This is a genomic window from Amycolatopsis anabasis (genome assembly GCF_009765355.1).
Taxonomy (GTDB): Bacteria; Actinomycetota; Actinomycetes; order Mycobacteriales; family Pseudonocardiaceae; genus Amycolatopsis; species Amycolatopsis anabasis.
Genome location: NZ_VTHK01000015.1, coordinates 1 through 24,908 on the forward strand (window position 1 = coordinate 1; position 24,908 = coordinate 24,908).

Here is a 24,908-nt window from a genome sequence, read left to right on the forward strand (position 1 = left end):
GGCGGCCAAGGCGGGCAAGAAGATCGACGGCCCCGACGTCAACGCCCCCAAGGGCGACACCACCCCCTCCGGAACCCACTCACCGGACGGATCGACCACCCCGTCCGGCACGAAGACCGACACCCCAGACACGAAACCGGACGGCACGAAAAGCCCGGACGGCACCAGCCCCGGCAGCGCCGACACGCCTGGCACGTCGAAGAGTCCTGACGGCACGTCGAGTGGCAAGGGAACCGACGGCTCTCTGCGCAAGGATGCGGAGAATCCGCGGGACCGCGCGCAGGAACCGAAGCAGCGGTGCGAGGGGCGGGAACCCATCGACCTCGCCACCGGCGAGATGTACATGCTCCAGACGGACGTGCGGCTGGACGCCGCGCTTCCGCTGCTGTTGCAACGAACCCACGTGTCCTCTTACCGCGCGGGCAGGTCGTTCGGCCCCTCCTGGTCTTCGACCCTTGACCAACGGCTGGAGATCGACGAGCAAGGTGTCTGCTTCGCGGGCGCCGACGGCGTCATTCTCGTTTATCCCAGCCCGCAGACCGGCGGCCCGGAGGTCCTCCCCGCAGAGGGGGCGAGGTGGCCGCTGGGCCGGCTGGCGGACGGTTCGTATCTCATCCGGCAACCGGATCGCGGTCGCACGCTCCACTTCGGACCCGGTTCGGCAGGGCAGTTCGTTCCCCTGCGGGAAATCCGGGACGCCAACGGAAACCACATCACCCTCGAGCACACGGATGACGGGCTTGTGTCCGCGATCCGGCATTCCGGGGGGTACCACCTGGACACCGCCAGCGCGTCGGGCCGGATCACGAGTGTGAGCCTGCGAAACCCCGACGGCGCCGACATCGTGCTCGTCCGGTACGAGTACGACGAGGCACGGCGACTCGCCGCGGTCGTCAACTCCTCGGGCGCGGCGATGCGGTTTACCTATGATGCGGCGGGCCGTGTGGTCCGCTGGGAAGACCGCAACGGCGAATGGTACGGATACCACTACGACCCGGACGGGCGCTGCGTCCGCGCCGACGGTTCGGGGAACGCGTTGGCGGGTACGGTCGAGTACGACCTCGACGCGCGCGTCACGACGGAGACCGACTCCCTCGGTCACGTCACGAAGCACTACTTCAACGAGCACAACCAGATCGTGCTCGAACGCGACCCGATGGGTGGCGAGACGAGATTCGAGTGGGATCGCTACGACCGGCTGGTCGCGCAGACCGACGCCGTTGGCCGCACCACCAGATTCCTCTACAACGAGTCCGGGCTCCCCGTCGCGATCACGCGCCCGGATGGGGCCCAGACGCTCACCGAGTACGACGAGGCGGGCCAGCCGGTCGTGGTGATCGATCCGGACGGCGCGGTCTGGCGGTACGGGTACGACGAGCGCGGGAACCTCGTCAGCACAACCGATCCCGCCGGCGCGACCACCACGACGACCTATGACGAACGGGGGCGTCGCAGCTCCGTTGTTGACCCGCTCGGCAACGTGTACCGGATCGAGGCCAATGATGCCGGGCTGACGGTTTCGGTCGTCGATCCGCTCGGTGCCACGACGCGGTATGACCGAGACCAGTTCGGGCGGGTCAGCGCGATCACCGATCCCGTCGGCGGTGTCACCAGGCTGCAGTGGACGGTGGAAGGCAAGCTGTTGTCCCGCACCCGTCCCGACGGTTCGACGGAGAGCTGGCGCTATGACGGCGAAGGCAACGAGATCGAGCACGTCGATCCGGCCGGTGGCGTGACTCGCCTCGAGCGGACCCATTTCGATCTCGTTTCCGCTCGCACGAACGCCGATGGTGCGCGGACCGAATTCGCCTACGACTCGGAACTGCGCCCGATTTCGGTGACCAACCCGCAAGGCCTGGTCTGGCGGTACGAGTACGACGCCAACGGAAACCTGGTGCGGGAGACCGATTTCAACGGCCGCACCCTCTCCTACGTCCGGGACGCGGCCGGTCAACTGCTCGAGCGCGTCGACGGTACCGGCGCCCGGACGACGTTCCACCGGGACGTGTTGGGCAGCCTGCTCGAACGCCGCACCCCGGAAGGCGCGTCTACGCGGTTCGAATACGACCGGGTGGGTCGCATCCTGCGTGCGGTCAACGACGACGCCGAGGTCGTGTTCGAGCGCGATCCGCTCGGCCGGGTGCTCGCGGAGACGGTCAACGGCCGGACCGTGCGTTCCACTTATGACCGGCTTGGCCGCCGTATCCGCCGGATTACGGCCACCGGGGTGGAAAGCCTGTGGGAGTACAACGCCGCCTCCCGACCGGTCACCCTGCGGACCGCGGGCAGGCAGATGCACTTCCGCTTCGACGAGGCGGGACGCGAGGTCGAGCGGCTCCTGGACACCGGGGCGATCCTGGCGCAGTCTTGGGACGTCAACCACCGGCTCACGGCGCAGACCTTGTCGACCGTCGCGGGTTCCGGTGCCCGGCAGGCGCGGGTCGTCAACCGGCGCACCTACCGGTACCGTCCGGACGACAACCTGGCCGTCCTCAGCGACCTGCTGGGTGGCGAGGAACGGTTCGAAACCGATCCGGTCGGCCGCGTGACCGCTGTGGACGGGACTCGGACGCGAGAACGGTACAGCTACGACAAATCCGGGAACATCACCGCCGGTCTCTGGGGCGAAGGCGAGCCCGACCTCCAGGGCGTCCGGGAGTACAGCGGCACGTTGATCCGGAGTGCCGGTTCGGTCCGGTACGGTCACGACGCGCAGGGCCGGGTCGTGGTGCGTTCGCGGAAGCGCTTGTCCGCGAAGCCCGACACCTGGCATTACGAGTGGAACGCCGACGATCGGTTGGTCGGCGTGGTCACCCCGAACGGCACCCGCTGGCGGTACACCTACGACGCACTCGGACGCCGTACTTCGAAGCAGCGCCTCTCCGCCCAGGACGGATCGGTCGAGGAGCGGGTCGATTTCGTTTGGGACGGTGGTGTTCTCGCGGAGCAGATCGAGTCGTCTGGCCGGAACATCACCTGGGACTGGGAACCGTCGAACACGCGACCACTCACCCAGACCTGCCGGCGCATCGGGCGGGACACCCCGCAATCGGCGATCGATGAGGCGTTCTATTCGATCGTCACCGATGTGATCGGCACGCCCAAAGAACTGATCGATCCGGCCGGTGAGGTGGCGTGGCGGGCGAACACCACGCTGTGGGGCCGAAGCCGCGACGAAGGTGCCGAGAGCGCGCTCATGCCGTTGCGGTTCCCCGGGCACTACTTCGATCCCGAAACCGGGATGAACTACAACTACCACCGGTACTACGACGCGACGACCGGGCGGTACGTGTCCAACGACCCGCTCGGACTGCGGCCCGCGCTCAACCCGCATGCCTATGTGCAGAACCCGACCGGGTGGACCGACCAGTTCGGCCTCACGCCAGCGCCCGGCGGCGGGCACGATGACGGTCACCAGACGACCACCCCAACCGATCTGCACATGTTCGGGGGCAGCCCGGACGGGCCGAGCCCAGGCCCACGCCCGGCGCGGGAAAAGGACTTCAACATGACCGAGGACGGCACGATCATCCCCGGTACCGGCCGCACCATCCCGAACGAGGACATGCCCGCCGGTGCCTCGTCGTTCTCCGACATCAGCAACGCGCCCTTGACCGGGCACCACTACCGGATTCCGGCCGGAACCCAGCTCCCGGAAGGCCTCGCCGTGGTCGCGGACGGCCGGGATGTCGTGCAGGGGTCACCGCGAGCGGCGACGCACCACACCATCTACGCGACCCGGCCGATGACGCGCGACGAGTTCAATGCGAAGCTGGCCGAGATCGAGACCCAGCACGCCGGGAACATTCCCAAGAAGAGAAGGTGAGCAGGAGTGGACGCGGATTCGTCCGAAGCATGGGACGCGACGGTCGCGGCGGTGCGCCAGTATCGGCAAGCCCTTGCCCGGCTTTCCGTGCTTCCGATCGGGGAGATCCTGGCCGAAACGCTGCGGAAACCCCAGTCGCGGGACACCGCCCTGCTGGTGCTGGCGGACGTCTGGGACGAGGCGAAGCGCCCGGCGGTGCCGGAACTGCTCGAACTGGCCCGCGGGGGCCCCGGCGAACTCGCCTGGGTTCGCCAGGTCATCCGGGGACTGCCGGTGGAGGTGCTGGACGAGGAGTTGCCGGGCTTCGTCGGCCGGGTGATCGACGACCCGGAGGCCGACTACTGGGATTTCCGCCGTGCGGCCGAACTGCTGGAAGATCTCGGACGGGAGGAGTTGGTCCAGCGGCTGGTGACGGCGGGCCGGAAGTCGGACGATCCCGACATGATCGAATTCGTGGAGGACTACGACGCGTAGCGCGCGCCCTTGGCCGTGGCCGGACTCAGCGGACCGGGGTCGTCCCCACCGCCTCGGCCAGTTCCTCCGGCACGGGGTAGGGCCGTTCTTCCGGCAGCAGGGCCGCGGCCGCGTCCAGGTTGCCGGTTTGCAGGTGGGTGGCGATCTCGCGCATCGTTGCGGTGATGTCGGTCAGGGTGACGATCCACTTCTCGACGTAGGCGTCGACGGCCTCGCCGCGCAGGCCGATCTGGATCGATCGGTGGTCCAGGGGGCGGTGGTGCAGGTCGCGTTCCGGGTCCCACTGGATGCGTACGGGGGAATGCTCGACCTGGGCGGACCAGGACGTCTCGTCCGCGTGGATTTCGGGGTCGAAGTGGCTGAGGGCGGAATGTTCGAGGGCCCAGGCGAAACCGCCCCGGGTGATGTCGATCGCGAGCACGCGTTCCTGGCCGGGCTTCGCGGCCCAGCCGCAGCGGTAGGCCATCTACAAGAACGAAGGTTTGATCCAGGTCATCCGTTCCCGTTTGAACGGCGGCACGAAGGTGCCCGCGCGCAGGGCGGGTTCGGCGATCGCGGGCGAGTAGGCCTGGTAGACCCGGATGGTCGTTTCGGTGTAGCGGGCCCGGATCTGCCGTCGGGGAAACTTGTTCACGGTTGGCTGGTCTCGGCCTCGCCACTGCCGAGTCGCCACAGTTTCGCGTAGTGCCCGTCCGCGGCGAGGAGTTCGGCGTGGGTGCCGTGTTCGACCACGCGGCCCTGGTCGAGGACGATGACCTGGTCCGCTTTGGCGGCGGTGGCCAGGCGGTGCGCGACGACGAACGTGGTGCGGCGGCGGGAAAGTTGTTCGGTGGCCCGGAGCACGGCCGCTTCGGTGGACGGGTCGAGCGCGGCGGTGGCTTCGTCGAGGAGCAGGACGTCCGGGTCGACGAGTTCGGCGCGGGCCAGGGCGACCAGTTGCCGCTGCCCGGCGGACAGCGAGCGGCCGCGTTCGCCCACGGGCTGGTGGAATCCGGCGGGCAGGGCGGCCACGCCGTCGAGCGCGCCGACCGAGCGCACGGCGGCTTCGACCTCCGCGTCGGTCGCCGCCGGACGGCCGTAGCGCACGTTGTCGGCCACCGTGCCGGAGAACAGGTGCGCCTCCTGCGGCACCACGCCCATCCGCGCGCGCAGGCCGGGCAGGTCGTACTCGCGCACGTCGACGCCGTCGATCCGCACCGCGCCGCCGGTCGGATCGTAGAACCGGGCGACCAGTTTGACCACTGTGGACTTTCCCGCGCCGGTCGCGCCGACCAGCGCGACCGTCTGTCCGGAAGGGACACTCAGGGAGATGTCCCGCAGTGCCAGGGAATCCGTGCCGGAGTAGGCGAAGTCGACGGACGAGAAGTTCACCTCGCCGCGCAGCTGGTCCGGAACCGCGACCGGTCGCTCGGCCGCGGGCACCGAAGTCGGGGTGCGCAGCAGGTCACCGATCCGGCGCAGCCCGACCCGCGCCTGCTGGTAGCCGTCGAACACCGAGGACAGCTGCTGGATCGGCGAGAAGAACAGGCCCAGGTAGAGCAGGAACGCCAGCAGCACGCCGGGGGACAGCGTCCCGTCCGCGACCCGGTTCGCGCCGGCGACCAGCACGATCGCCTCCGCGACCCCGGAAAGCAGGGTCACGAAAGGAAAGTAGGTGGCCACGTAGCGCTGGGCGCGCAACCGGGACCGGCGGTAGTCGTCGCTGCGGGACGCGAACGCCTGGGCCGAGCGTTCCTCCCGGGTGTACGCCTGCGCGACCCGCAGCCCGGAGACGTTCTCCTGCATATCCGCGTTCACCAGGCTCACCCGTTCCCGCGCCTCGGTGTACGCGGCGGACGCGAGCCGCCGGAAGATCACCGTGGCCACGATCAGCACCGGCACCACGGACAACGCGTACAGCGCGAGCGAACCGTCGGTGAGCACCAGCGCGGCGGTGATCCCGGCCAGGGTGAGCACGCTGACCACCGCGTTGGCCAGCCCGGTCTGCAGGAACGTGGACAGCGCGTCGACGTCGGTGGTCATCCGGGTCATGATCTTGCCGGACAGTTCCCGCTCGTAGTAGTCGAGCCCGAGCCGCTGCAGATGCGCGTAGCTGCGCACCCGCAGCGAATAGAGGACCGTTTCGCCGGTCCGCGCGGTGAGCCGGGTCTGCGCCGCGACGACCAGCCAGTCCAGCGCGATCACCAGCGCGCCGACCCCGGCGGCCAGCCACACCACCGGTTCGACGCCCGCGCGCACGCCGTGGTCGACCCCCTGCTGGTACAGCGCGGGCAACGCGATCGAAGCGAGCGCGTCCAGCGCGACCAGCGCCACCACCAGCACGAGCAGTCCGCGCACCGGGCGCAGCATGCCGCGCAGCCGGAAACCGGGATCCGGCGCGGTCACGTCCGTGCCGTTCAGCGCGGGCGTGTCCGTGGCGGGCGGGAGCTTCCGCACCCCTGCCAGGAGTTCCTCGGTCGGCGGCACGCTGAGCGCGGCCTGGCCGCGCGAACCACCGGCCCCGCCGGCCTCCCCGGCGGGCCGCGTGCGCTCCCGCGCCGACCCGGCCAGCTCGGCGACCTCGTCGGCCGCCTCGGCCGACGGCCACAGTTCCGGGGTCGTCCCGGTTTCGTCGCGGATCCGGCAGTCGCGGTGGTGCACGTTCTCGACGCCCTCGCCGGGCCCGGCGACCAGATCGCGGAACAACTCGCACCGCGCTTCCAGCTCCTCGGCCGTGCCCACGTCGACCACCCGGCCCTCGTCGAGGACCGCGATCCGGTCGGCGAGCGCGAGCGAGGAACGCCGGTGCGCGATGAGCAGCGTGGTGCGTTCCGCGGTGACCGAGCGCAGCGTCTCGTGGATGGCCGCCTCGGTGACCGTGTCCACCGCCGACGTGGCGTCGTCGAGGATCAGGACCCGCGGATCGGTGATCAGCGCGCGGGCCAGCCCGAGCCGCTGGCGCTGCCCGCCGGACAGGGTCAGCCCGCGTTCGCCGACGACCGTGTCGTAGCCGTCCGGGAGCGCGCGGATGAAGTCGTCCGCCTCGGCGGCCTTCGCCGCGGCGACGACCTCCTCGTCACTCGCGTCCGGCCGCCCGTAGGCGATGTTGTCGCGCACCGACGAGGAGAACAGGAACGCCTCCTCGAACACCACGCCGATCGCCCGCCGCAGCTCGGTCAGCTTCACGTCCCGGACATCGAGCGGGCCGACCCGGACCGATCCCGAGTGCACGTCGTAGAACCTGGGCAGCAGCAAGGAGATCGTGGACTTCCCGGAGCCCGCGGTGCCGACGAGCGCGAGCGTCTCGCCCGGGCGCGCGTGCAGCGAAAGCCCGTCGAGCACCGGTTCGGCGCGGGTGTAGCCGAAGCGCACGTCGTCCAGCCGGACTTCCAGCGGCCCGTCCGGCAGCGGCCGCGCGTCCGGTGCGTCCCGCACCTCCGGCTGCGCGTCGATCAGCTCGTACACCCGGTCCGCGCCCGCGCGGGTCAGCTGGGCCTGCACGACCAGGCCGGAGAGCATCCGCGCGGGACCGATCAGGCTGGTCACGTAGGTCGCGAAGGCGAGGAACGTGCCGAGGCTGACCTCGCCTCGCAGCGCGAGGATCCCGCCCACCCCGAGCACCGCCACCTGGCCCGCGGCGGGCAGGGCCGCGGTGGTCGCGCTGGGCACCGCGGACAGCTTCGCCGCGCGCAGCCGTTCCGCGAACAGGGTCCGGGCCGTCTTCTCCAGCCGGGCCACCTCGCGCGACTCCTGGCCGAAGCCCTTCACCACGCGGACGCCGGTGACCGTCTCCTCCACGTGCTGGGCCAGATCGGCCGCGCGCTGCTGTGCCGACCAGGTCGCCGGGAACAGCCGTTTCCGGCTGCGCGCGACCACGAACGCCACGGCCGGGGTGATCACCAGTGCGATCAGGGTCAACGCGGGGGACAACCAGAGCATGGCGCCGAGGGCGAGCAGCGCGAAGATCACCGAGCCCGCGGACAGCGGGACCTGCATCAGGATCGCGGTGACCAGCTGCAGATCGGAGATGGCGCGCGAGACGATCTGCCCGGTGCGCAGGGAATCCTGCTTGCCGCCGTCGAGCCGCGACACCGCGCCGAACACCGCCTGCCGCAGGTCGTGCTGGACGTCCAGGGCGAGCCGCCCGCCGACGTAGCGGCGGATGAACGCGGTGCCGAAGGTCAGCAGCTGCAGCCCGAGCAGGGCCGCGGCGAGCCAGACCAGGCGGGTGGTGTGCCCGGCCACGGCGTCGTCGACCGCGACCTTCACCAGCAGCGGGCCCGCCGCCTGCAGGCCGACGCCGAACATCGCGGCGCACAACGACAGCACGACCAGCGCGCGGTGCCGCCAGCAGGCGGCGGCGAGCCGCCGGATCCAGCCCGGGCCCCCGGCGGGGCTGGCCTCTTCCGGCGCGCGGGTGCGGGGTCGTGGTGGGGCAGTCGTCACTCGACCAGGTTATGTCGCGGCACCGACAGGCACCGCGACACAACCCGGCCGGGAGCGCTCACGTGATGTCGCGCTTCTGGTTCGCGGCCCAGCCGCCGACGAAGAAGATCATGGTCCAGGCGAAGAAGATCAGCGCCGAGGCCCACCAGGAGAACGCGCCCGGAGCGCCCGCGAAGTACTGCAGGAACCAGGTGGTCTCCTTGTCCAGGCCGGGCACCTTGACCCCCGCCGCGCCGAACGCCTCCGCGCCGATCGCGCCGACGATCCCGTTCACCGTGCCGTTCGGCAGGACGCCGCCGAGCCATTCGATCCGGAGCCAGCCGAAGGAGACGAACACCAGCACGTTCTCCACGATCAGCATCCAGATGGTGAGCGTGACCACACTGCCCACCACGCTGTTCCACACCGCGCCGACGCCGATCCCGAACAGGGTCGACAGCACGGTCGCCAGGAGGCCCGCGCCGAGCACGCCGAGCCACTGGCTCGCGGTGGGCAGGCGCTGGCTGTCCACGGTGATCGCGGTGGCCAGGCTGGACGCCGCGATGATCACGATGCCGTAGATCAGGCCCCAGCCGATGTAGGTGATCATCTTCGCGGTCAGCGCGGAGACGCGGTTCGGGGCGGTGAGGAACGTCGTCGTGATCGTCTTCTTGCTGTACTCGCCGGCGAGGGCGAACACCCCGAAGATGACCGGGAACATCGTGCCGATGTTCACGCCGTGCCCCAGCGCGAGCAGGCCCACCGGCAGCTCCCCGGCCTGGATCCCCAGCGCCTCGGTGATCTCCCGGGTGTCCCGGCTGCCCAGGAAGTCCGCGATGTCGTTGGTCAGGAAACCCCAGATCAACGCGAACAGGAAGGCGAACAGGACCGCCGGGATCATCAGCCCCCACCAGCTCTTCGTGGTGAGGGTCTTGCGGAACTCCGCCTTGATCAGGTTGCCCATCATCAGCGCTGACCTCCCCAGTCGCCACCCTGCGGCCCCTGCTGGTGGGCCTGCGGACCTTGTTGATACGGCTGTTGCGGCGGCTGTTGATACGGCTGCTGTTGCTGGTACTGCGGCGGCTGCTGGTAGCCCTGCTGCGGCGGACCGCCCCAGCCGCCCTGCTGCGGCGGCTGCTGGTACTGCTGCTGTTGCTGGTACTGCGGTGCCGCGGCGTACTGGCCCTGTGTGAGCTGGAAGAACAGGCGCTCGAGGTCGGCGCGTTCCTCCTGCATGCCGTAGACGGCGATCCCGGACTTCGCGGTCAGGTCACCGATCTGCTGGGTCGTCGCCCCGATCACCGCGACCCGCCCGTCCGGCGTCGGCTCCACCTGGGAGAACCCGCCCTCCTGCAGCGCCTTCACCAGTGCGCTCGCGTCCGCCGGCTGCACCAGGACGCGGGACTGCTGGCTCGCGCGGAGCTGATCCAGCGAACCGTAGTACCGGGTGATCCCGGCGCTGATGATCACGACCTGGTCGATGGTCTGCTCGACCTCGGCCAGCAGGTGACTCGACACCAGCACGGTCCGGCCCTCGTTCGCGTAGGCGCGCAGGAAGTTGCGCAGCCACACGATGCCCTCCGGGTCCAGCCCGTTCGCCGGTTCGTCCAGCACCAGCACCTGCGGATCGCCGAGCAGCGCGGTGGCCAGCGCCAGCCGTTGCCGCATGCCCAGCGAGAAGTCGCCCGCGCGCCGGTTGGCCGCCGACGACAGGCCGACCAGGGACAGCACCTGATCCGCGCGCTGATCCGGCACCCCGATCGCCGCGGCGTACACCAGCAGGTGGTTGCGCGCGGTCCGCTTCGGGTGGAAGCCCTCGTTCTCCAGCACCGAGCCGACGACCCGGGCCGGATTGCCCAGCTGGTCGTGCGGGCGGCCGTTGATCGTCGCCGTGCCCGCGGTCGGTGTCACCAGTCCGAGCAGCATCCGGAGGGTCGTCGTCTTACCCGCGCCGTTCGGCCCGAGAAAACCGGTGACCGTGCCCGGCTCCACGGTGAAGCTCAGGTTCTGCACCGCGGCGACCGCACCGAACCGCTTGCTCAGGTTCTGTACGGAGATGCGGCCGCTGCCGTCGTGCTGCATGCCTGCCCCCTTCTTGGTCGGCGATCCCCGCCGGGGGATCTGGCTGGCGGACATCCTGCCTTACCGGGTCAGTCCGGACACGCTGAAGTGCCCAACCCGCGGGTAGCGATTTTCGTCACGATCCGTCGCCGGTGCTCGAAGTGGCTCACGCCGTGCCGACCGGCAAAAGCGCAGGTCTGGGCGGCCGAACCGGGGGAGATCAGGCGATCGCGGAGAGTCGCCGGTTGAACAAATTCGCTCGAGTTGAGGGGGCGATGCAGCGAACTCGCGCGCGACCACCTAAGCTAGTACTCGGCGGCCCGCTCCCAGTGACCCCCAGGCTGGTTGAGCGGGCCGCCCTTGCCTTGTTCGGGAGGCCTTCGGCTCCCTTCCCGGTGTCCCGTTTCCCTGTGGGGGGGCGACCCCCCACACCCCCACGTTACGAGCTCCTTGCGTTGGGTGGGCTGGGCGCGTTTGGGGTGGACCAGCGCCGGTTCGCTGAGTAGGTAGGCGTGGGCTGGCGCGGTGGTTTGGACCAGCGTCGGGTTCTCGTTCTGGGTGTGCGAGTGCCCGTTTTGGTCGCCTGAGTTCTGCGTGCCGGTCGGCGAGTTGCACGTTCGCGCACGCGAGTTGCACGTTCAGGTGCGCGAGTTGCACGTTCAGGCGTGCGGGGGTGGCTGGGCCGTGTGGCGGCAGGAAGGGAGGTTTGCTGCCGGGAGACGTGAGCGAGGGACCTTTACTACCGATAAACCGGAGTAAAGGTCCCTCGCTCCTGCGTGGTGTGGCTCAGGCGAGCGCGGTGGCCAGGGGGGTGTGCGGCAGCTCGTGGGCGACGGCGACCGGTTCGTTGGTGAGCGAGCCCGCGTGCGTGTTGAGGCCCTTGGCCAGGCTCGGGTCGGCGTTCAGGGCGGCGTGCCAGCCGTGGTCGGCGAGTTGCACCGCGTAGGGCAGGGTCACGTTGGTCAGCCCGTAGGTCGACGTCCGCGGCACCGCGCCCGGCATGTTCGCCACGCAGTAGAAAACCGAGTTGTGCACCTGGTAGGTCGGCTCGTCGTGCGTGGTCGGCCGCGAGTCGGCGAAGCAGCCGCCCTGGTCGATCGCGATGTCCACCAGCACGCTGCCCGGCTTCATCCGGGACACCAGGTCGTTGGACACCAGCTTCGGCGCCTTCGCGCCCGGCACCAGCACCGCGCCGATCACCAGGTCCGCCTCCAGCACGGCCTGCTCGACCGAGAACGCGTTCGAGGTGACCGTCCGGATCCGCCCGCCGAAGTCGTTGTCGATCTGGCGCAGCCGGTCGACGTTGGTGTCCAGGATCTCCACGTCCGAACCCAGCCCCAGCGCGACCCGCGCCGCGTTCAGCCCGGCCACCCCGCCGCCGATCACCACGACCCGCGCCGGGTGCACCCCGGGGATCCCGCCGGGCAGCACGCCCCGGCCGCCGCTCGGCTTCATCAGCGCGTACGCGCCCACCTGCGGCGCCAGCCGGCCGGCCACCTCCGACATCGGGGCGAGCAGCGGCAGCGCGCGGTTCGGGGTCTGCACGGTTTCGTAGGCGATCGCGGTGGTGCCCGCCTGGAGCAGCGCGTCGGTCAGCGCGCGGTCCGCGGCCAGGTGCAGGTAGGTGAACAGCACCTGGTCCGAGCGCAGCCGCCCGTACTCCGCCGCGATCGGCTCCTTGACCTTGAGCACCAGCTCGCCCTCGGCCCAGGTCTCCTCGGCCGTGGCCAGGATCTTGGCGCCGGCGGCCAGGTACTCCTCGTCGGTGATCGCGGAGCCGAGGCCCGCGTCGGTCTCGATGAACACGTCGTGCCCGCGGCCGACCAGTTCGTGCACGCCGGCCGGGGTCAGGGCGACCCGGTATTCGTGCTTCTTGATTTCCCGGGGGACGGCGATCCGCACGGCTGCCTCCTGCGTTGCCTGTGTCTGTGGACGGCGTGTTGCTGCCCACCGTGAACCACCCGGACGGCGGTGTCATCGTGCCGAGAAGACAATCTTACCCCGGAGTGATCGTCATCGCGGGACAACTTGTTGACCTCAAGTTAGGTAGAGCCAGCAGGCTGGTGGGGCGAAATGGTGAAGGGAGGGTCCTGGGTATGCGCGCGGTGTGGCTGGCGGAGTTCGGTGGTCCCGAGGTGCTGAGACCGGGGGAGGCGCCGGATCCGGTCCCCGGGCCGGGGCAGGTGCTCGTCGAGGTGGCGTTCGTCAACATCACGTTCGTGGAAACCCAGTTCCGCGCCACCGGCCAGGGGCCGTACCGGCCCGAACTGCCGATGATCCCGGGCAACGGCGTCGGCGGGGCGATCAGCGCGGTCGGGGACGGGGTCGACCGGGGACTGCTCGGCCGCCGCGTGGTGACCGCGACCGGCGGATCGGGCGCCTACGCGGAGCGGGTCGTGGTGGACGCGGCCGGGGTGTTCGGCGTGCCCGACGGGGTCGAACTCGACGAAGCGGTCGCGCTGTTGGCCGACGGGCGCACGGCCACCGGGCTGATCCGGAAGGCGGCGCTGAAACCGGGGGACCGGGTGCTGGTCGAGGCCGCCGCGGGCGGGGTCGGCGGCCTGCTCGTCCAGCTCGCCAAGGCCGAGGGCGCCTGGGTGGTCGGCGCGGCGGGCGGCGGGCGCAAACTCGACGTCGCCCGCGAGCACGGCGCCGACCAGGTCGTCGACTACCGGGAAGCGGGCTGGACGGACCGGGTCGGCGAGGTCGACGTGGTGTTCGACGGGGTCGGCGGCGAGATCGGCGCGGCCGCGTTCGAACTGATCGCGCCCGGCGGGCGGATGCTCAGCTACGGGCTGGCCAGCGGCGCGTGGGCGGACATCGCCGACGAACTCGCCCGGGAGCGGAAGGTCACCCTGCTGAACGGGCCGCTGGGGTCACCGGAGGAACTGCGCGAGTTCGCCGAGAGCGCGCTGGCCGGGGCCGCGACCGGGCGGTTGAAACCGCTGATCGGGCAACGGTTCCCGCTGGACCGCGCGGCGGACGCGCACGCCGCCATCGAAACGCGGGCCGCGGTCGGCAAGACCCTGCTCGTCCCGTGACGACCGTCGGGACCGCCGGTTAGTCCATTGTGGTCGGTTCGCTCACGCCCAGCGCGCGGCGATCAGCTGGGACAGCAGGGCGAGCCGCACATCCGGATCCTCGAGATCCAGCGGGACCAGTTCGAGCAGGCGGCGCATCCGGTACCGCAGGGTGTTGGGGTGGATCCGCAGGGCCTTCGCTGCGGCCCGCGGATTCGCCGGGTGCCGCAGCCATTCGTAAAGCGTTTCCGCGTACCCGGTGTCGTGCGCCTCGTCGTGGGCGCGCAATTTCTCGAGCGGGCCGAGATCGGTGATCTTCGCCGCGGACGCGGCGGTGGCCGTCCGGTGCAGGGTCAGCGCGGTCCACACCTCGTCGAAGCTCACCACCGGGCCCTCGACCAGTCCCGCGCGCAGCACCCCGAGCGTTTCCTCGGCCTGTGCCCGCGAACGGGCCAGTTCGGCGATCTCACCCGCGCCCCCGGCGGCGACGCGCAGCGATTCGGCGCCCCGGCTCCCGTTCGCCGGGACCTCGGACAGCGCCGCGCGCAGTTCGCCCCAGGTGCCGCTGCCTTCGCCGTCCGGCACCACCGCGTAGAGCCGCCCGCCGAGTTCGGTGGCCACCGGACGCCGCCCCACGCCCTGGGAAACCCGTTCCAGCAAGGACAACCGCAACCCCTCGGCCTCGGTGTCGACCACGACCACGCGATGCGGTTCCTCGGTCAGCTGGAGTTCGGCCATGGCCTTGCGCGGGCTGGCCTTCCCCTCCAGCACCGCCCGCAGCAGTTCCGCCGATGCCCGCCGCTGCGCGTCGGCGTGGGCGCGCCGCCGCAACAGGTGCAGCGCGACCACCGGCGCCGCGTCGGCGAACGCCGCGGCTCGTTCGTCGGACACCGGACCGGCGACCACGGCCCACATCGAGCCGAGCAGTTCGCCGCCCATCCGAATCGGCACGATCAGCCGCGGCAGCGTGCCGTCCCGCTGCGCGGGCACGAAAATCGTCTGCCGCCCACGGGAAAGCTCGCGGAAGACGCCGCGTGAGCGGAACCGGGCGAGCACGTCGTCCGGGATGCGGCGCCCCATGATGGTGGACACGCGCGCGGAATCGGTGAGGTCCTGGCGCGCCGAATAGGCGAGCACGCGCGAATTGGTGTCCTCGATGGTCACCGGCGCGTCGACGACCGAGGCCACCGCGTCGGCCAGCCGGAACAGATCGCTGGCGCCGGGATCCGCGCCGTTCTCCAGGGATTCGGATTCGTCGGCGATCGCGTCCAGCACGGTGCGCAGCAGCCACACCAGCTGCGCCCAGGAGGCGGCCGCGCTCACCTCGATCAGGGCGATGTCGGCGGCCTTCGCCGCGCGGCGGACCGCGGGTTTCCCGGCCAGCGGCGGTTTGAACAGCACCGCGGCGGCGCCGTGCTCCGCGCTGCCGCGCACCAGGGCGACGGCCTCGTCGAGGTCCGCGGTGGCGACCGCGAGCACGAGATCGCCCGCGGCCAGATGACTCGGCGCCCCGGGTTCGGCGATGACCACGTCCGCGGCCGCCGGGCAGTGCTCCGGCAGCTGCAAAGCCTGCAGGAGGGTCGGCCCCACCCGGTCGACGACGCTGCGTACCGAAACCATCAGACCTCGGGCGGGGTGCGGGCGTCGATGTCGTCGGGGGTCAGCTGCTCGCGTTTCGTGGTGAGCGCCCAGCGGTGGCCGAACGGGTCGACCACGCGGCCGTAGCGTTCGCCGAAGAACATCTCCTCGACCGGCGCTTCGATCGTGGCGCCCGCGAAAACCGCCCGGCGAGCGAGGTCGTCGGGATCCGCGGTCTCCAGTACGAGCAGCATCGGGCTGCCGCCGAGGGTGGTCGGTGCCAACGCGTCCAGTTGCGGAATCTCCTCACTGATCAGGAGCCGCGCGTCCCCTACTGCGAGCTCCAGAAACAGAATGGTGCCATCCGGAAGCACGTTGCGGAACAGTTCGACCGCACCGAATGCGTTTTTGTAGAAGGAAAGCGCGGTTGTTACATCCTGGACGAACAAATGTGGCACGATCCCGAGCGTCCGGCTGCGCTTCCCGCTCATGCGGAATCCGCTCGCCGGGAAGACAATCCGGCGTCGGCCGCGGCGTCGAGCAGGCGTTGGAGCAGCTCGGTTTCCCGGACCGCGGCGCGCCAGCCGAGATCGGTCAACCGGTAATAGCGGCGCCGCGCGTCGTGCGGCTCGTTCTCGCGCATGCCGGTGATTTCCTCCACCAGACCGTCGGCGGCCAGCCGCGCGAGCGTGCGGTAGAGGGTGCCCGGGCCGAGCTGGACCGAGCCGCCGGTCAGCTCGTTGACGAAGCCCATGATGCCGTAGCCGTGTGCTTTGCCGCCCGCGAGGGCGAGCACCACCTGGAAGGCCGCGGGCGTAAGCGGGGGTGGGTTGCCGTCCGCCATGGGCCGAAGCATACACTCCGGCATAGTTGTATCCGATGTGGATATACCGGCCGGATGGAGTAAGGAGCGGGCCATGCCGATTCGCGGGGTCAGCAAGGTCGTGGTGGGGGTCAAGGATCAGGAACGAGCCAAGAAGTTCTGGACGGAGACCGTCGGTTTCACCGTCACCACCGACGTTCCCTACGGCGACACGGGCAAACGGTGGGTGGAGGTGACCTCGGCCGACGGCGGGACCGCACTGATCCTCAGCGAGGACGAGGAGGACCAGTTCCCGGTTCGCGGCGACCTGCCGACCTCGAACTTCTTCTTCTACACCGACGATGTCCAGCAGACCTACCGGGAACTGTCCGCGAAGGGCGTGGACTTCCCGGCCGAACCCGCCGAACAACCCTGGGGCTGGTCGTCGATGTTCACCGACTCCGAGGGCAACCGGTTCGCCCTCCAGCAACGCGAGGCGTGACTCCCGACCGTTGTCATGAGGGGACCCCTCAGGACGAAATTCGTCAGGAGGGGTCCCCTCATGACAGCCGGACGCGTTACCGGTCGAGCACCCGGGCCAGCACGTCCCACAGGGTGCCGGTGGGGTCCGCGCTCGCCTCGACGCTGCGCCACGCCACGATCCCGTCCGGGCGGATCAGCGTCGCGCCCTCGGGGCCGATCCCGTACCGCCGCGCGAAGTGGTCCTCCGGGTCGCCGAAGTCCACGCCCGCCAGGTGGCACGCGATCGGCACACCGCTTTCCGCGGCCGCTTTCGCCGCCGCCTCGCGCCAGGCCTCGCCGCCGGACCCGCCGAACAGCACCCAGCCGCGGCCGAGCAAGTCCACTGTGGACTTCGCCTCGCCGTCGACCGTGATCGGCACGTGCGGCGCCCGGAAACCCGCGCGGCCGCTGGGCTTCATCGGGTCCTCGGTCGGCTCGGGGTCGTCGTCGGCCGGGAGCACCGCCGCCGACCGGTAGCGGAAACCGAGCAGCAGCCCGAACGGGTCGCTGGGCGGCGGCAGTTCGCTGGTGTCCAGGTCGGGCACCATGCGGTGTTTCGCGTAGTGCAGCGAGGTGTTCACCACCTTCTCGGCATACGGCTTCCGCTCCGCCTGGTAGGTGTCCAGCAGCCCCGGGCCCGCCGCGCCGCGCAGCACGGCCGCGAGTTTCCACGCGATGTCGTGCCCGTCGCCGACCGCGGTGTTCCCGCCCATGCCGCCGGTCGGCGGGGTCACCTTCGCCGCGTCGCCGACCAGGAACACCCGGCCCGCGCGGAAGTCGGTGGCGATCCGCGCGGCCATCTCCCAGGCGCCGGTCCAGACGATGTCCGGTGCCAGCTCGGGCAGATCGGTCGCGATGCGGATCAGTTCCGTCAGCCGCTCGGGCGGGTAGTCCGCCAGGGTTTCGCCGCGCTCCGGGTGGTAGTCCGGCGCGAACACGAACCGCCCCGGGATGTCGGTGTTCACCAGGGCGCCGGTGAAGTGCTCGTTCTGCAGGTAGTACAGCTCGGTGACGTTCGGCCGGAGCCGGTCGCCCAGGTCGGCGTCGAAGACGACACCGATCTGGTTGCCGATGGTGCCGACGCCCTCGGTCGCGATGCCCAGCCGCTCGCGGATCGGGCTGCGCCCGCCGTCCGCGGCCACCAGGTACCGCGCGTGCACGGCGGTTTCCTCGCCGGTGTCGCGCTGCCGGAGCACCGCGTGCACGCCCTCGGCGTCCTGCTCGAAGGAAACCAGTTCGGTGGAGAACCGGACCCGTGCGCCCAGCTCCCGGGCGCGCTCCAGCATGATCGGCTCCGCGACGTCCTGGCCCGCCATCCCGGCCTGGACGCCGACGACCGGAGCGACCGCGAGTTCGTCGCCGTCCTCCACGATCTGGTGGAAGATCCGGCCGTTGAGGCTGGACGCGACGGTGACCCGCAGCCCCAGCGAAGCGCGGCCGCTGGCGTTCAGCACGCGCTGGTCGATTCCCGCCCAGCGGAACAGTTCCATGGTCCGCCAGCTCTGCCCGGTCGCTCTCGGATGGATGGCGGTGCCCGGGTGCCGCTCCACGGTCAGCACGTCCACGCCGTGCTGGGCCAGGAACATCGAGGCGGACAGCCCACCCAGCCCCGCCCCTGCGACCAGCACCTCGACGCGTTCCTCGGCCATAATCTCTCCCTGTCTGCGATGTTCGAACTACAAAGTATCTTAGCAACAGAGATATTCGGCAGGCAAGTGGAATCTGGCAGAGAGGCCTCCCGGCGGTGTCCGCGCGGCTCTCACGGGTTGGGAGCCGTTGGGCGGGGCCCGCACGGTCGCTAGCGTCGGCCGCAGCCTGGCTGGACACGCGCGCCCGCATTCCTCATCACGTTGAACCACAAGGAGAATCCCGATGACCGCGGATGGACCCGACACGAGCGCATGGTCGTTCGAGACCAAGCAGATCCACGCGGGCGCGGCCCCGGACACCGCGACGGGCGCCCGGGCGACCCCGATCTACCAGACCACCTCGTACGTCTTCCGGGACAGCCAGCACGGCGCCGATCTGTTCAGCCTCGCCGAGCCGGGCAACATCTACACCCGGATCAACAACCCGACGCAGGAGGTCCTGGAGCAGCGGGTGGCCGCGCTGGAGGGCGGCGTGGCCGCGCTCGCGTTCGCCTCGGGCACGGCCGCCACCAACGCGGCGGTCCTCAACCTCGCCAACTCCGGCGACCACTTCGTGTCCAGCCCGAAGCTCTACGGCGGCACCTACAACCTGTTCCACTACACGCTGCCGAAACTCGGCATCGAGGTCACCTTCGTCGAGGACCAGGACGACCTGAACCAGTGGCGCGCCGCGGCGCGGCCGAACACCAAGCTGTTCTTCGGGGAGACCCTGGCCAACCCGGGCAGCAACGTGTTCGACATCGCGGGCGTCGCCGGGGTCGCGCACGAGGTCGGCGTGCCGCTCGTGGTGGACAACACGGTGCCGACGCCGTACCTGCTGCGGCCGATCGAGCACGGCGCCGACGTGGTGATCCACTCGGCCACCAAGTACCTCGGCGGCCACGGCACCACGATCGCCGGCGTGCTGGTCGACGGCGGCACCTTCGACTTCGGCGAGCACCCGGAACGGTTCCCCGGCTTCAGCGAACCCGACCCGAGCTACCACGGCCTGAAGTACTGGGAGGCGCTCGGGCCGGGCGCCTACGCGGCGAAGGCGCGCGTGCAACTGCTGCGCGACACCGGGGCGGCCATCTCGCCGCTGAACAGTTTCCTTATCCTGCAGGGGATCGAAACGCTGTCGCTGCGCATCGAGCGGCACGTGTCGAACGCTCGGCAACTCGCCGAGTGGCTGGAGACCCGGGACGAGGTGGAGAAGGTCTACTACGCGAGCCTGCCGTCCAGCCCGTACCACGCGGCGGCGCGGAAGTACCTGCCCGGTGGCGCGGGCGCGGTGCTGTCGTTCGACCTGCGCGGCGGGGTCGAGGCGGGCCGGAAGTTCGTCGACGGCACCGAGTTGCACAGCCAGCTGGTGAACATCGGCGACGTGCGCAGCCTGATCGTGCACCCGGCGAGCACCACGCACAGCCAGCTCCAGCCGGAGGAGCAGCTCGCCAGCGGGGTCACCCCGGGCCTGGTGCGGCTCGCGGTCGGGCTGGAGGGCATCGAGGATCTCAAGGCCGATCTCGACGCCGGATTCCGGGCGGCCAAGGCAGCTCTGTGACTTCGGAGTCCATAGTGGACGATCTTCCGCCCGTCACCGGAGCGTGGCGGGCGGGAGATCCGCCGGGGCGGCGCAAATGGGTGCGCAGCGCCTGGCCGTTGCGGCTGGAGGCAGGCGGCGCGCTGCCGGGATTCGAACTCGCCTACGAGACCTGGGGCACGCTGAACCCGGACCGTTCCAACGCGGTGCTGGTCGAGCACGCCCTGACCGGCGACAGCCACGCCGCGGGCGAGGCCGGACCCGGCCACCCGAGCCCCGGCTGGTGGGACGGACTGATCGGCCCGGGCCGCGCGCTGGACACGAGCGAACTCTTCGTCGTCGTCCCGAACGTGCTCGGCGGCTGCCAGGGCTCGACCGGCCCGGCGAGCCCCGATCCGGACGGAAAGCCCTGGGGCAGCAGGTTTCCCGCGCTGACCGTCCGCGACCAGGTGGCCGCCGAGGCGGTGCTCGCCGACGCCCTGGGCATCGATCGCTGGGCCGCCGTGCTGGGCGGTTCCATGGGCGGTATGCGGGCCCTGGAATGGGCGGTGACGCATCCGGGCCGGGTCGAGGCGCTCCTGCTGCTGGCCGCGCCCGCCGCCGCCTCGGCGGAACAGATCGCCTGGGCCTCGCCCCAGCTGCACGCGATCACCGGCGACCCGAACTGGCGCGGCGGCGACTACTACCACGCCGCGCCGGGCGACGGGCCGCATCACGGCCTCGGCATCGCCCGCCGGATCGCGCACGTCACCTACCGCAGCGAACCGGAACTCACCCGCCGCTTCGGCCGCGTTCCCCAATCCGGCGAAGAACCCTTACACGGCGGCCGTTTCTCCGTCGAGTCCTATTTGGACCACCACGCGCGCAAACTCGTGCACCGCTTCGACGCGAACAGCTACCTCCTGCTCACCCGCTCGATGAACACGCACGACGTGGGCCGGGACCGGGGCGGTATCGGCGCCGCGCTCTCGGGGGTTCGCGCCCGCACGGTCGTCGCCGGAGTGGACAGCGACCGCCTCTACCCGCTCTACCAGTCACGCGAGCTGGCCGCCGGGATCCCGGGCGCCGCCGAAGCCGCGGTGATCTCCTCCCCCTACGGCCACGACTCGTTCCTCATCGAAACCGACCAGATCGCCGCCCTCGTCAAGTCTCTGATCGGGTGACCTCCCCATCCCCGTTTCATGAGGGGACCCCTCCTGACAAAATTCGTCAGGAGGGGTCCCCTCATGACACTTCGGGTCAGTCGGTGAGGGCGTCGGAGATCCAGGCGGTGACCGGGAGGTCGCGTTCCAGGCATTCGGTGGACAGGCGGATCGTCCAGCGCAGGGCCTGGAGGACGAGGCTGTCCACTTCGTCCGGGGCGGCGTTCGCCAGGGCGATCTCCACCTGTTCCTGCGCCGCCTCGGTGTTGCCGTGCACCTCCGCGAGCAGCGTGCGGACGGCCGTGCGCACGGGTGGGTCGGCCTGGTCGATCGAGACCTCTTCGCCCGCCTCGTCGAAGACCTGGACCTTGACCGGCGCGCTTCCGCCGTCGCCGAGCGTGGACACCATCGCGCTGCACTCGCCGAACAGCAGCATCATCAGTTCCCGCGTCTCGGCCGACCGGTCCGGCTCGTCGACCCCGGTCGGCGCCACCTGCTCCAGGGCTTCCTCGTCCTCGCCGAGCTGCATCGCCACAAGCGCGCGTTGCGCCTTCTCGACGAGCCGCCGGCGCTCCTCACCGCTCCTGTCGGACTGCACGTGCCTATCAAACACCAGCCCGGCGCGATTTGGGGGACTCGCTTGGCGCCGCGGCGCGCAGCGCCCCGAGTGCCAGAGTTTCGAGCAGCTCCGCCAGTTCGAGATCACCCAGATGCCGGCTGTGCGGCGTGGAGTTGATCAGCCCGAACACCGCGTGCGCCGACGAGCGGGCGCGTTTCTCGTCGACCCCGGGCACCGCGTCGCGGATCGCCCGCACCCAGACCTCGACGTACCGCCGTTGCAGGGCGCGGACCTGCTTGCGGTCGGCGTCGGTGAGGTTCGCCAGGTTGCGCTCCTGCACGGTGATCAGGGCGGGGTGCTGGAGGGCGAAGTCGACGTGGAAGCGCACCAGTTCGGCCAGCACGCGCTGCGGGTCGTCCTCGGCCTCCTCCCGCGCGGTGCCGCCGTCGAGCAGGTACTTGCTGATCGAGCCCAGCATCTCGCCGAGCATCGCGTCCTTGCTCCGGAAGTGCCGGTACAGCGCCGGGCCGGAGATCCCGACCGCCGCGCCGATGTCGTCGATGCCGACACCGTGGAAGCCGTGGCGCGCGAACAGCTCGGCCGCCGCGGCCAGGATCTGCTCTCGGCGGCTGGCTTTTTCGCCGTTCACGAGGGGAGTCTGAGGGGGCGGCATCGTTTCATCCTAAGCGGTGATGTTAGCGAGCGCTAACCTCACGGTCTCCTGGTTGCACCGGTCCGGTCACCATTGGCGACAAGACTTCTTCGTGAGCAACACACGTGGTAGTGATATTTCGCGTTGATACGTCACGAAGGAGTGACTCATGTCCGTCCCTGCTCGGAAACTCTCACTTCCTTTTCTACGGACAGTCACCGCCGGTGCGATCGCCCTGCTGGCGACGCTCGGCCTGACCGTCCCGGCCGCCGCGGCGGCCGCCAACTACGTCGCCCTCGGTGACTCCTACTCCTCGGGAGTGGGGGCCGGTTCCTACGGCGACTCCGGAAACTGCAAGCGCAGCGCCAACGCCTACCCGCAGTTGTGGGCGAACGCGCATTCCGGAACGCGGTTCACCTTCGTCGCCTGCTCCGGCGCCCGGACCGGCGACGTGCTCAACCAGGCCAACTCGCTGAGTTCGGCCACCACGCTGGTCACCGTGTCGGTCGGCGGCAACGACGCCGGATTCGCCGACGTGATGACCGACTGCACACTGGGGTCCGACCAGTCCTGCATCGATCGGGTCAACCAGGCCAAGAGCTACGCGACCGGCACGTTGCCGGGCCTGCTCGACGGGGTCTACGCCAAGATCAGGCAGAAGTCGCCGAACGCGAAGGTCGTCGTGCTGGGGTACCCGCGCTTCTACAAGATCGGCGGCTCCTGCAACGCCGGGCTGAGCGACACCAAGCGCAGCGCGATCAACGGCGGCGCCGACACGCTGGCCCAGGTCACCTCGGGCCGGGCGAGCGCGGCCGGGTTCAAGTTCGTCGACGTCCGGGGGCCGTTCACCGGGCACGAGATCTGCTCGAGCGACTGGTGGCTGCGCAGCCTCAGCTGGCCGGTCGACGAGTCCTACCACCCCAACCAGAACGGGCAGAAGCTCGGCTACCTGCCCGGCCTGACCGCCGTCACCGGATAGGGGCTCCGCCCGCTGGATAGTCAGGTTAGCGGTCGCTAACATCCCGCGTGGGGTTAACGGCTGCTAACCTGACTTCATATTGTCCGGTGGTTGACTTCGAGGAGCCATGGATACGCCCGTGCTGGGAAGCTCCGCGGACCCGCGGAGTGAAGAGTATTCGCGTAATGTGACCGCGCATGCCGAGCTGGTCGAGGATCTGCGCAAGCGGCTCGCCACGGCGCGGCTGGGCGGCCCGGAGAAGGCGCGCGTCCGCCATGTGGAACGCGGCAAGCTGCTCCCGCGCGACCGGGTCGACGCGCTGCTCGACCCCGGTTCGCCGTTCCTGGAACTGTCCGCGCTCGCCGCGACCGGGCTCTACGACGACGAGGCGCCCGCCGCCGGGATCATCACCGGCATCGGCCGGGTGTCCGGGCGCGAATGCGTGATCGTCGCGAACGACGCGACCGTCAAGGGCGGCACCTACTACCCGATGACGGTCAAGAAGCACCTGCGCGCGCAGGAAGTCGCGCTGCACAACAACCTGCCCTGCGTCTACCTGGTCGACTCCGGCGGCGCGTTCCTGCCGCGCCAGGACGAGGTGTTCCCGGACCGCGAGCACTTCGGCCGCATCTTCTACAACCAGGCCACGATGTCCGCCCGGGGCATCCCGCAGATCGCCGCCGTGCTCGGCTCGTGCACCGCGGGCGGCGCGTACGTCCCGGCGATGAGCGACGAGGCCGTGATCGTCCGCAACCAGGGCACCATCTTCCTGGGCGGCCCGCCGCTGGTGAAGGCCGCGACCGGCGAGGTGGTCACCGCCGAGGAGCTCGGTGGCGGGGACGTGCACGCCCGGCAGTCCGGCGTGACCGACCACCTGGCCACCGACGACGCGCACGCCCTGCGGATCGTGCGGTCGATCGTCGAGACGCTCGGCCCGCGCGCCCCGCGGCCGTGGGAGGTGCTGCCCGCCGAGGAACCCGCGGTCGATCCCGGGCAGCTCTACGGCGTGGTGCCGACCGATTCGCGCACCCCGTACGACGTGCGCGAGGTGATCGCCCGGATCGTCGACGGCAGCCGGTTCGCCGAGTTCAAGAAGGAGTACGGCGCCACCCTGGTCACCGGGTTCGCGCGGATCCACGGGCATCCGGTCGGGATCGTCGCGAACAACGGCGTGCTCTTCGCCGAATCGGCGATGAAGGGCGCGCACTTCATCGAGCTGTGCGACAAGCGGTCCATCCCGCTGCTGTTCCTGCAGAACATCACCGGGTTCATGGTCGGCAAGGCGTACGAGGCCGGGGGAATCGCCAAGCACGGCGCGAAGATGGTCACCGCGGTGGCCTGCGCGCGGGTGCCGAAGCTGACGGTGATCGTCGGCGGGTCGTTCGGCGCCGGGAACTACTCGATGTGCGGGCGGGCCTACTCGCCCCGGTTCCTGTGGATGTGGCCCAACGCCCGGATCTCGGTGATGGGCGGCGAGCAGGCGGCGTCGGTGCTGTCCACGGTTCGCCGGGACGCCATCGAATCCCGCGGCGGCGAATGGTCCGCTGAGGACGAAGAAGCGTTCAAGGCGCCGATCCGCGAGCAGTACGAGCACCAGGGCAGCCCCTACTACTCGACCGCGCGGCTGTGGGACGACGGCGTGATCGATCCGGCGGACACGCGCACCGTGGTCGGGCTCGCACTGTCCGTCGCGGCCAACGCGCCGCTGGAACCTGTCGGCTACGGCGTTTTCCGGATGTGAT

The 24,908-nt window shown here is 70.4% G+C and carries 18 protein-coding genes and 1 pseudogene; 8 read left to right on the forward strand and 11 right to left on the reverse strand.

From position 1 onward, the window contains the following. Together FXO23_RS20540 and FXO23_RS20545 are read left to right on the forward strand one after the other, a co-directional pair. Positions 1–3,826, forward strand: a 3,826-nt coding sequence (locus tag FXO23_RS20540) for an RHS repeat-associated core domain-containing protein (protein WP_158887001.1), incomplete at its 5' end; no start/stop codon positions are given. A gap of 6 nt (positions 3,827–3,832) precedes the next feature. Continuing rightward, positions 3,833–4,300 carry a hypothetical protein gene (locus FXO23_RS20545; protein WP_158887002.1) on the forward strand — a complete coding sequence of 156 codons (468 nt, stop codon included), beginning with the start codon at positions 3,833–3,835 and terminating at the stop codon, positions 4,298–4,300. A gap of 25 nt (positions 4,301–4,325) precedes the next feature. Here FXO23_RS20545 and FXO23_RS20550 read toward each other — a convergent pair. The 5 genes and pseudogenes from FXO23_RS20550 to ald form a co-directional block, all read right to left on the reverse strand. Further along, a pseudogene (locus FXO23_RS20550) lies at positions 4,326–4,934 on the reverse strand (DUF4291 domain-containing protein). After that, positions 4,931–8,725, reverse strand: coding sequence for an ABC transporter ATP-binding protein (locus FXO23_RS20555; RefSeq protein WP_158887003.1), 3,795 nt, complete (start codon positions 8,723–8,725; stop codon positions 4,931–4,933). Before FXO23_RS20555 ends, FXO23_RS20550 begins: the two are co-directional and overlap by 4 nt. Before the next feature lie 58 nt (positions 8,726–8,783). Then, on the reverse strand, positions 8,784–9,668 hold the full coding sequence (locus FXO23_RS20560) for an ABC-2 transporter permease (protein WP_158887153.1): 885 nt from the start codon (positions 9,666–9,668) through the stop codon (positions 8,784–8,786). 2 nt (positions 9,669–9,670) lie between these two features. Beyond that, a complete protein-coding gene (locus FXO23_RS20565) occupies positions 9,671–10,786 on the reverse strand; it encodes an ABC transporter ATP-binding protein (protein WP_158887004.1) in 1,116 nt (371 codons plus the stop codon). 765 nt (positions 10,787–11,551) lie between these two features. Continuing rightward, positions 11,552–12,667, reverse strand: coding sequence for an alanine dehydrogenase (ald, locus tag FXO23_RS20570; protein WP_158887005.1), 1,116 nt, complete (start codon positions 12,665–12,667; stop codon positions 11,552–11,554). Positions 12,668–12,861: 194 nt separating this feature from the next. Here ald and FXO23_RS20575 point away from each other — a divergent pair, with 194 nt between their 5' ends. Then, positions 12,862–13,806 carry a zinc-binding dehydrogenase gene (locus tag FXO23_RS20575; RefSeq protein WP_158887006.1) on the forward strand — a complete coding sequence of 315 codons (945 nt, stop codon included), beginning with the start codon at positions 12,862–12,864 and terminating at the stop codon, positions 13,804–13,806. 42 nt (positions 13,807–13,848) lie between these two features. Here the strand turns inward: FXO23_RS20575 and FXO23_RS20580 are convergent, their stop codons facing one another. The 3 genes from FXO23_RS20580 to FXO23_RS20590 are packed head-to-tail and all read right to left on the reverse strand — an operon-like array spanning position 13,849 to position 16,207. Further along, on the reverse strand, positions 13,849–15,405 hold the full coding sequence (locus FXO23_RS20580; RefSeq protein WP_158887007.1) for a PucR family transcriptional regulator: 1,557 nt from the start codon (positions 15,403–15,405) through the stop codon (positions 13,849–13,851). Then, positions 15,405–15,854 (reverse strand): VOC family protein, encoded by a 450-nt coding sequence (locus FXO23_RS20585; protein WP_158887008.1) that lies wholly within the window; start codon positions 15,852–15,854, stop codon positions 15,405–15,407. The genes FXO23_RS20580 and FXO23_RS20585 overlap by 1 nt, the downstream gene beginning before the upstream one ends. After that, positions 15,851–16,207, reverse strand: a complete 357-nt coding sequence (locus FXO23_RS20590; RefSeq protein ID WP_158887009.1) for a PadR family transcriptional regulator — start codon at positions 16,205–16,207, stop codon at positions 15,851–15,853. The genes FXO23_RS20585 and FXO23_RS20590 overlap by 4 nt, the downstream gene beginning before the upstream one ends. A gap of 73 nt (positions 16,208–16,280) precedes the next feature. On the opposite strand from FXO23_RS20590, the gene FXO23_RS20595 reads away from it, so the two are divergent. Then, a complete protein-coding gene (locus FXO23_RS20595) occupies positions 16,281–16,667 on the forward strand; it encodes a glyoxalase superfamily protein (RefSeq protein ID WP_158887010.1) in 387 nt (128 codons plus the stop codon). A gap of 76 nt (positions 16,668–16,743) precedes the next feature. Here FXO23_RS20595 and rdmE read toward each other — a convergent pair whose 3' ends face one another. After that, the gene (gene rdmE / locus FXO23_RS20600; RefSeq protein ID WP_158887011.1) at positions 16,744–18,336 is read right to left on the reverse strand and encodes an aklavinone 12-hydroxylase RdmE; all 1,593 of its coding nucleotides are present in this window, start codon (positions 18,334–18,336) and stop codon (positions 16,744–16,746) included. 223 nt (positions 18,337–18,559) lie between these two features. Between rdmE and FXO23_RS20605 the strand changes: the two genes are divergently transcribed. Together FXO23_RS20605 and metX are read left to right on the forward strand one after the other, a co-directional pair. Continuing rightward, positions 18,560–19,876 carry a bifunctional o-acetylhomoserine/o-acetylserine sulfhydrylase gene (locus FXO23_RS20605; RefSeq protein ID WP_158887012.1) on the forward strand — a complete coding sequence of 439 codons (1,317 nt, stop codon included), beginning with the start codon at positions 18,560–18,562 and terminating at the stop codon, positions 19,874–19,876. Between the two features lie 14 nt (positions 19,877–19,890). Then, positions 19,891–21,018, forward strand: coding sequence for a homoserine O-acetyltransferase MetX (metX, locus tag FXO23_RS20610; RefSeq protein WP_158887013.1), 1,128 nt, complete (start codon positions 19,891–19,893; stop codon positions 21,016–21,018). A gap of 76 nt (positions 21,019–21,094) precedes the next feature. Here the strand turns inward: metX and FXO23_RS20615 are convergent, their stop codons facing one another. Then, a complete protein-coding gene (locus FXO23_RS20615; RefSeq protein WP_158887014.1) occupies positions 21,095–21,595 on the reverse strand; it encodes a hypothetical protein in 501 nt (166 codons plus the stop codon). Between the two features lie 7 nt (positions 21,596–21,602). Then, positions 21,603–22,229, reverse strand: a complete 627-nt coding sequence (locus tag FXO23_RS20620) for an SACE_7040 family transcriptional regulator (RefSeq protein WP_179956824.1) — start codon at positions 22,227–22,229, stop codon at positions 21,603–21,605. 148 nt (positions 22,230–22,377) lie between these two features. Between FXO23_RS20620 and FXO23_RS20625 the strand changes: the two genes are divergently transcribed. Together FXO23_RS20625 and FXO23_RS20630 are read left to right on the forward strand one after the other, a co-directional pair. Continuing rightward, positions 22,378–23,187 carry an SGNH/GDSL hydrolase family protein gene (locus FXO23_RS20625; RefSeq protein WP_158887016.1) on the forward strand — a complete coding sequence of 270 codons (810 nt, stop codon included), beginning with the start codon at positions 22,378–22,380 and terminating at the stop codon, positions 23,185–23,187. A 106-nt stretch (positions 23,188–23,293) separates the two neighbouring features. After that, the gene (locus FXO23_RS20630; RefSeq protein ID WP_158887017.1) at positions 23,294–24,907 is read left to right on the forward strand and encodes a carboxyl transferase domain-containing protein; all 1,614 of its coding nucleotides are present in this window, start codon (positions 23,294–23,296) and stop codon (positions 24,905–24,907) included. Position 24,908 lies beyond the last annotated feature (1 nt).

What these genes read in the sequence shown, in the direction of transcription:
- FXO23_RS20560 (WP_158887153.1), bottom strand. Translation starts at nt 9,668, where the DNA reads ATGGGCAACCTGATCAAGGCGGAGTTCCGCAAGACCCTCACCACGAAG.
- FXO23_RS20565 (WP_158887004.1), bottom strand. Translation starts at nt 10,786, where the DNA reads ATGCAGCACGACGGCAGCGGCCGCATCTCCGTACAGAACCTGAGCAAG.
- FXO23_RS20575 (WP_158887006.1), top strand. Translation starts at nt 12,862, where the DNA reads ATGCGCGCGGTGTGGCTGGCGGAGTTCGGTGGTCCCGAGGTGCTGAGA.
- FXO23_RS20580 (WP_158887007.1), bottom strand. Translation starts at nt 15,405, where the DNA reads ATGGTTTCGGTACGCAGCGTCGTCGACCGGGTGGGGCCGACCCTCCTG.
- FXO23_RS20585 (WP_158887008.1), bottom strand. Translation starts at nt 15,854, where the DNA reads ATGAGCGGGAAGCGCAGCCGGACGCTCGGGATCGTGCCACATTTGTTC.
- FXO23_RS20590 (WP_158887009.1), bottom strand. Translation starts at nt 16,207, where the DNA reads ATGGCGGACGGCAACCCACCCCCGCTTACGCCCGCGGCCTTCCAGGTG.
- FXO23_RS20595 (WP_158887010.1), top strand. Translation starts at nt 16,281, where the DNA reads ATGCCGATTCGCGGGGTCAGCAAGGTCGTGGTGGGGGTCAAGGATCAG.
- rdmE (WP_158887011.1), bottom strand. Translation starts at nt 18,336, where the DNA reads ATGGCCGAGGAACGCGTCGAGGTGCTGGTCGCAGGGGCGGGGCTGGGT.
- FXO23_RS20605 (WP_158887012.1), top strand. Translation starts at nt 18,560, where the DNA reads ATGACCGCGGATGGACCCGACACGAGCGCATGGTCGTTCGAGACCAAG.
- FXO23_RS20620 (WP_179956824.1), bottom strand. Translation starts at nt 22,229, where the DNA reads ATGCCGCCCCCTCAGACTCCCCTCGTGAACGGCGAAAAAGCCAGCCGC.
- FXO23_RS20625 (WP_158887016.1), top strand. Translation starts at nt 22,378, where the DNA reads ATGTCCGTCCCTGCTCGGAAACTCTCACTTCCTTTTCTACGGACAGTC.
- FXO23_RS20630 (WP_158887017.1), top strand. Translation starts at nt 23,294, where the DNA reads ATGGATACGCCCGTGCTGGGAAGCTCCGCGGACCCGCGGAGTGAAGAG.